7 protein-coding genes and 1 pseudogene are annotated in these 6000 nt (G+C 71.7%); 3 read left to right on the top strand and 5 right to left on the bottom strand.

From position 1 onward, the window contains the following. From C8P66_RS24570 to C8P66_RS21955, 3 genes and pseudogenes are all read right to left on the bottom strand, one after another. A pseudogene (locus tag C8P66_RS24570) lies at positions 1 to 464 on the bottom strand (IS5 family transposase); the annotation flags it as partial. 187 nt (positions 465 to 651) lie between these two features. Further along, positions 652 to 1515 (bottom strand): branched-chain amino acid aminotransferase, encoded by an 864-nt coding sequence (locus tag C8P66_RS21960; protein ID WP_111400433.1) that lies wholly within the window; start codon positions 1513 to 1515, stop codon positions 652 to 654. A 73-nt stretch (positions 1516 to 1588) separates the two neighbouring features. After that, entirely contained in the window at positions 1589 to 1867 is a 279-nt protein-coding gene (locus C8P66_RS21955; protein ID WP_158537350.1) for a DUF1127 domain-containing protein, read from the bottom strand. Between the two features lie 128 nt (positions 1868 to 1995). Here C8P66_RS21955 and C8P66_RS21950 point away from each other — a divergent pair, with 128 nt between their 5' ends. From C8P66_RS21950 to C8P66_RS21940, 3 genes are all read left to right on the top strand, one after another. Next, positions 1996 to 2694, top strand: a complete 699-nt coding sequence (locus C8P66_RS21950) for an ArsR/SmtB family transcription factor (RefSeq protein ID WP_111400431.1) — start codon at positions 1996 to 1998, stop codon at positions 2692 to 2694. Between the two features lie 62 nt (positions 2695 to 2756). Beyond that, positions 2757 to 3659 carry a class I SAM-dependent methyltransferase gene (locus C8P66_RS21945; protein WP_111400430.1) on the top strand — a complete coding sequence of 301 codons (903 nt, stop codon included), beginning with the start codon at positions 2757 to 2759 and terminating at the stop codon, positions 3657 to 3659. Beyond that, positions 3656 to 4657 (top strand): Ldh family oxidoreductase, encoded by a 1002-nt coding sequence (locus tag C8P66_RS21940; RefSeq protein WP_111400429.1) that lies wholly within the window; start codon positions 3656 to 3658, stop codon positions 4655 to 4657. The genes C8P66_RS21945 and C8P66_RS21940 overlap by 4 nt, the downstream gene beginning before the upstream one ends. Positions 4658 to 4660: 3 nt before the next feature. Here C8P66_RS21940 and C8P66_RS21935 read toward each other — a convergent pair whose 3' ends face one another. Beyond that, on the bottom strand, positions 4661 to 5410 hold the full coding sequence (locus C8P66_RS21935) for a siderophore-interacting protein (protein ID WP_245903734.1): 750 nt from the start codon (positions 5408 to 5410) through the stop codon (positions 4661 to 4663). Next, positions 5407 to 5988 carry a PadR family transcriptional regulator gene (locus tag C8P66_RS24180; RefSeq protein ID WP_158537349.1) on the bottom strand — a complete coding sequence of 194 codons (582 nt, stop codon included), beginning with the start codon at positions 5986 to 5988 and terminating at the stop codon, positions 5407 to 5409. Before C8P66_RS24180 ends, C8P66_RS21935 begins: the two co-directional genes overlap by 4 nt. Between the last annotated feature and the right edge of the window lie 12 nt (positions 5989 to 6000).

Below are 6000 nucleotides of genomic sequence, written 5' to 3'. Positions count from 1 at the left end.
CCTCGACCAGCAGGGCGGCGCCTTTGTGGTCGTTCATCTGCCCTTCGGACAGCAGCATGATGATGGGCCGTCCCTGGCCATCACAGACGGCGTGGAGCTTGGAGCTCAGCCCGCCCTTGGTACGTCCGATACGGCGGGGAACAGCCCCTTTTTGAGCAGGCTTGCGGCGGTGCGGTGGGCCTTGAGGTGCGTGCGGTCGATCATCAGCCGGTCCGCCTGGCCCGCGAGCCCTGCGAAGATGCGGTCGAAGACGCCCAGGCGGCTCCATCGGATGAAGCGGTTGTACAGGGTCTTGTGCGGGCCGTAGGCGGGTGGCGCGTCGCGCCAGCGCAGACCGTTGCGGATGACAAAGACGATGCCGCTGACGACACGACGGTCATCCACCCTGGGGCGCCGTGCGAGAGCGGGAAGAAGGGCGCGATCCGCGCCATTTGAGCGGGTGAGAGCAGGACAACATCAGCCATGGCGGCACCTCCGCCAGGAGATGAATCATGCCCGTCCGCGTCGGGGCAAGAGATTAATGGGTCCTGAGCCTGGAGCGGTTTCCGTTCGCTTGCGCTCACGTCAACCGCTTTGGCTTGTTGTTTTTGGCGCATTTTCTGAGTTGTCGGGTGACTCTGCCCGAGTTGAAAATGCTCCAAGCCCGCCTGATCAGGCGGCGGCGGGCAGGATCCGGGACTGCTCGCAGAACGCCATATACAGCCGTCGCGCCTCGGCCGCGACGGGCCCGGCGTTGAGGTTGCGCGCGCCATAGCGGGTGCAGGCCTGCACCTTGCCGTAATTGCCAGTCGAGAAGATCTCGTCGGCGTCATCCAGCCGCTCGGGCGCCAGCTTTTCTTCCCGCACCTCGATCCCGGCGCCGCGCAGCAGGCCGATCACGCGCTGGCGGGTGATGCCGTTCAGGAAGGCGCCATTCACCGAGGGCGTATAGACCACCCCATCCTTGACCAGCATCAGATTGGCCGAGGCGAATTCCGCGATATTGCCCTCGATATCCAGCACCACGGCATTGTCGTAGCCGCGCTCGAAGGCCCAGGTCGCGGCGCGGCCGCTGTTCGGATAGAGGCAGGAGGCCTTGGCATCGGTCGGCGCCATATCGGGCGCGGGCCGCCGGAACGGGGCCAGGACGGCGGAAAACCCGGCATTTCCGGGCATCGGGGCGTCGTAGATCGCCAAGGTGAAGGTCGTGCTGTCCGGATCGGGCCGGACCGGGACCATGCCGCGACGGGCGAAGAACATCGGGCGGATATAGAGCACCGCCTCCGGCCCCATGCGCCGCACGCCTTCGCGGCACAGCGCCTCGATCTCCTCGGCCGCCAGGGTCGCGCGCATCTGCATCGCGGCGGCCGAACGCACCACGCGGGCGCAATGCAGATCGAGGTCGGGGACCATGCCCTTGATGGAACGGGCGCCGTCGAAGACGGTCGAACCCAGCCAGAAAGCGTGGTCCATCGGGCCGGTCAGCTTCTGTTCCTCAGTGGTCCAGACGCCGTCGTTCCAGAATACCCCGGCCATGTGTCGCCCCTGTTTATTGACAGTCGCAAGACTTGGCAGATTTGGCCGCACTCGAACAGTGCGCCCCCCTGGATCAGCGCGGCGTGGCTGGCGTGCGGACCGGCGGCCCAGGCGACCCGCCAGCCGAAGACCCTCCCGCCCAATCCTCGCGCGGCGGGGCCGGCGCCGGGCGCTGCGGCCCATCAGCGGCGGCGAAAGGCAGCCCGCGCAGCACATCCTGCCGCGTCAGCCCCACGTCGCGCAGCAGGCGGTCGTCCATGTCGGCCAGATGGCGGCGGTCCAGCAGCCATCGCCAGGCACGGGCACAGGCAGTCTCGTGCCTGGGGCCGCGTGATCGGGAATAGGGGGGCATGATCCGGGCCATCCTGCTGTTGGGCCGGGGCTGTCCCATGTCGCGCGCCGCCGATGCTACGGCCGTGGCCGAAGCGCGCGGCCGTCCGGGATGGTAGGATTGCCCTCCAACCGTGAGGAACCGCCCCGGTGCTGAGCACGTCCGCCTTCGCCGAGACCGCAGCGCTGATCGGCGATCCAGCCCGTGCCAGCATGCTGACCGCGTTGATGGATGGCCGTGCCCTGACGGCGGCCGAGCTGGCCCGCACGGCCGGCATCACGCCGCAGACCGCCAGCGGCCATCTGGCGCGGCTGACCACGGCCGGGCTGCTGGCGATGGAGCGCCAGGGGCGGCACCGCTACCACCGCCTGGCCACCCCCGCCGTCGCGCAGATGCTGGAGAGCATCATGTCGGTCTCGGCCGAGCTGGCCACGCCCTCGCGCAAGCTTGCCGTGGTCGGGCCGCGCGACCGCGCGATGCGCCTGGCCCGCACCTGCTACGACCATCTGGCCGGGCGGATCGCGGTGGCCATGGCCGATCGGATGGTGGCGCGCGGGCAGATCGACCTGCGGCCCGATGGCGCCGCCCTGACCGAGGCCGGGCTCGGCTTCCTGCGGGGCCTGGGGGTGGAGGTGGAGCAGCGCAGCAGCGGGCGGGTGTTCTGCCGCCCGTGCCTGGATTGGAGCGAACGGCGCCCGCATATCGCCGGCGCCGTGGGGGCGGCGCTGTGCCGGGGCTGCTTCAGCCATGGCTGGCTGCGCCGCATCGACGGCACGCGGGCGGTGGCGGTGACACCGGCGGGGCGGCTCGCGCTGGAACAGGCCTTCGACATGCGCCTCGATCCCTGACCGCGCCGCGTTGACCGGGCGGGGGGTGCTGCCTAGGGTCCGCCCGGAAAACGAGGGCGCTGATGGCGGTCGAAAGGTCTGGACTGCCGCCCGGCTATGCCGCTGGGGCGCCGCTGCCCTGGTGGGGCAAGGTTGGGGTGAAGCTTGCTCTGGCGGCGCTGCGGCTGCCGCGGGACGGGCTGCGCCGCATCGGCATCGGCCGCCATAGTTTTATTGCTGACGACCCCTCCCGCCTGCTGGACGAGCCGGCGGGCCATGTTGCGCGCTACCGGGCATTGACCGGGCGGGTGCCCGTTTCGGTGCTGGAGCTTGGGCCGGGGCGGATGGTGGCGCGGGCGCCGGCCTATGCCGCCCTGGGCTGCCGCGAGGTCTGGTTCGCCGATGTCGAGGATGACGCGCCACAGGATGTCGCCGCCTATGCGCGGGTCGCGGCCCTTGCCGCCGGGCGTGGCTGGGCGGCGCCGGACCTCTCCGCCGCCAAGGATCGCGCCGCCGCCCTCGCCGCCTGCGGCGCCCGGCTGCTGATCGGGCCGGAGGCGCTGGCCGCGATCCCGGCGGGGTCGGTCGATCTGATCATCTCCGATGTCGCGCTGGAGCATGTGCGCCGGGCCGCGCTGCCGGGGCTACTGGCCGAGTTGCGGCGAATTTCGGCGCCGGGCGCGCTCGGCCGGCATGCGGTGGATTTCCACGACCACGTTGGCGCCGGGCTGAACACCCTGCGGTTTTCCCCGCAATTCTGGGAGGGCGAGTGGGTCGGGCGCAGCGGGCTTTACGTGAACCGGCTGGGGCTCGGCGCCCTGCTTGGCGCCTTTGCCCGCGCCGGGTTTCCGGTGACCTCGGTGACCGAGGCGCTGGCCTGGCCGGCCCCGCCGCCCGGGGCCGCGCATATCCATCCCGAATTGCGCGACACGCCGGCCGGCGACCTGATCGCCTTCGCCCGCATCGAGACGAGGCTTCCCGCATGACAACGCTGCCGCTGACCGAAGCCCATGCCCTGGTTGCCGCCGCCCTGCGCGCCGCCGGGGCCGCGCCCGCCATGGCCGAGGCCACCGCCGATGCGCTGGTGGCGGCCGAGGCGATGGGGCAGGGCGGGCACGGCCTGTCCCGCGTCGCCATGTATTGCGCCTTCCTGCGCAACGGCCGCGCGGATGGCGCGGCGGCGCCCACCATCATCGCCGAACGCGGTGGCGCGGCGCTGATCTCGGCACGCCACGGGCTCGCCTATCCCGCGCTGCTGCTGGCCGAAGCCGAGGTGTTTCGCCGCGCGACCGAATACGGCATCGCCTGCGTCGGCATCACCGACAGCCAGCACAGCGGCGCCATGGGCCTGCCCGTCGCGCGCCTCGCGGAGCGCGGGCTGGTCGCGCTGGCCTTCACCAACTCGCCCTCGGCCATGCCGGTGCCGGGGGGGCGGCGGCCGCTGCTCGGCACCAACCCGGTCGCCGCAGCCTTCCCGCGCCGGGATGGGCCGCCGCTGGTGGTCGATCTGGCCCTGTCCGCCGTCGCGCGGGGGCGGGTGATGAAGGCGGCGCAGGAGGGGACGGCCATCCCCGAGGGCTGGGCGCTGGATGCCGAGGGCGCCCCCACCACCGATGCCAAGGCCGCCCTTGGTGGCGCGATGCTGGCGATGGGGGGCGAGAAGGGGGCGGCGCTGGCGCTGGTGGTGGAGTTGCTGTGCGTGGCCCTGACCGGCGCCGCCTTCGGCTTCGAGGCGGACAGCTTCTTCAAGGACGAGGGCAATCGCCCGCGCCTCGGGCACTTCCTGCTGGCGGTGGACCCGGGGGCGCTGGCCGGGACCGCGGTCTACCTCGACCGGATCGAGGCGCTGGCCGAGGCGGCGCTCGCCGATCCGGGCGTGCGGCTGCCGGGGGACCGGCGGCGCGGGCTGGCGGCGCGGGCCGGCGCGGCAGGGCTGACCGTGGCGCCCGCCGCTTTGGCCGCGCTGCGTGGGCTGGCGGGCTGAGGGTCAGTCGCCGATCCGCTCATGCACATCGGCCTGCCCGCGCTTCCAATAGCCGGAGGCCTTGAGCCATTGCGCCGGGTGCTGCCGTTCCTCGATGAGGTGGCTGCGTAGCGCCCGGGCGACGGTCGCCTCGGCCGCGATCCAGACGAAGCCATCGCCGGGCGGCAGCGGATGGGCGGCCAGCGCGGCGATGAGCAAGGCGGCATCGTCGCCCGAGGCGCTGTCGCGGGTGGCCCAGAGCGGGGTCCAGTCCGCCTTGGCCGCAAAAACCTGCCGTTCGCCCGCATCCGCGATGACGACGGCGGTTGTCACCGGCACGCCGGGGCGCAGCTCCTCCACCCGGCGGCCGATCGCGGGCAGGGCGGTTTCGTCCCCGATCAGCAGATACCAGTCGAAATCATCCGGCACGATCATCGAGCCGCGTGGCCCGCCGATCTCCAGCCGCTGGCCGATCTCTGCGGCCATCGCCCATTGCATCGCCGGCCCCGCCTCATGCAGGGCGAAATCGACCACCAGCGTGCCGCCTGCCGGGTCGAAGGCCCGCGGGGTGAAATCCCGCATCGGCGGCTTCTCCGCGCCGGCCGGGAAGAACAGCTTGATGTGATCGTCGGGCGAAGCGCTGGTGAAATCGCCAAGCTCGGGCGAGACGAAGCCGATCCGCAGCATGCGGGGGGTCAGCCGCTCGACCGAGGCGACGGTGAGCCAGCGCCGGCGCGTCTCGCGCCGGACGCGGGTGATGGCATGGGGGCTCACAGGCGTTCGATCTTGCGGGCGGCCTCGTCGATCAACTCGGCGACGTCGAGCGTCATCTGCTTGTCCCGGCCCTCGCCCAGCTGCTGTTGCAGCACCGTCTTCAGGTTCTGCATCGCGCGCCATACCGGGCCGGTCTCGATCCGGCTGCTTTCGGCACCGAGGGCGACCAGGCGGGCCATGGCGGCCTCGGCCTCCACGCGGCGTTCCTCAAGCTGCGCGCGGCCGGCGGCCGTCAGGGCATAGAGGCGCTTGGGGCCTTCCGACTGGGTCTCCTCGATCTGGCTGAGGTCCTCCAGCATGGTCAGGGTCGGATAGACCACGCCGGGGCTGGGGGCATAGGCGCCGCCGGTGCGTTCCTCGATTTCACGAATGAAATCATAGCCGTGCCGGGGCTGGGCCTCCAGCAGCAGCAGCAGGACGAGGCGCAGTTCGCCGGCATCGAACATGCGGCGGCGGCCGCCGCGATGGCGTCCCTCGCCGTGGCCGAAGCCGCCCATGCCGCCGCCGGGCGGGCCGTGGCGGCCGCCGCGGCCGCTGCAATGGCGATGATCGAAGTGATGGTCTGATGTATGTCTCATGCACACTAAGAT

The organism is Humitalea rosea (assembly GCF_003253705.1).
GTDB classification, from domain to species: Bacteria; Pseudomonadota; Alphaproteobacteria; order Acetobacterales; family Acetobacteraceae; genus Humitalea; species Humitalea rosea.
This window is presented reverse-complemented; position numbering and strand designations above follow the sequence as displayed.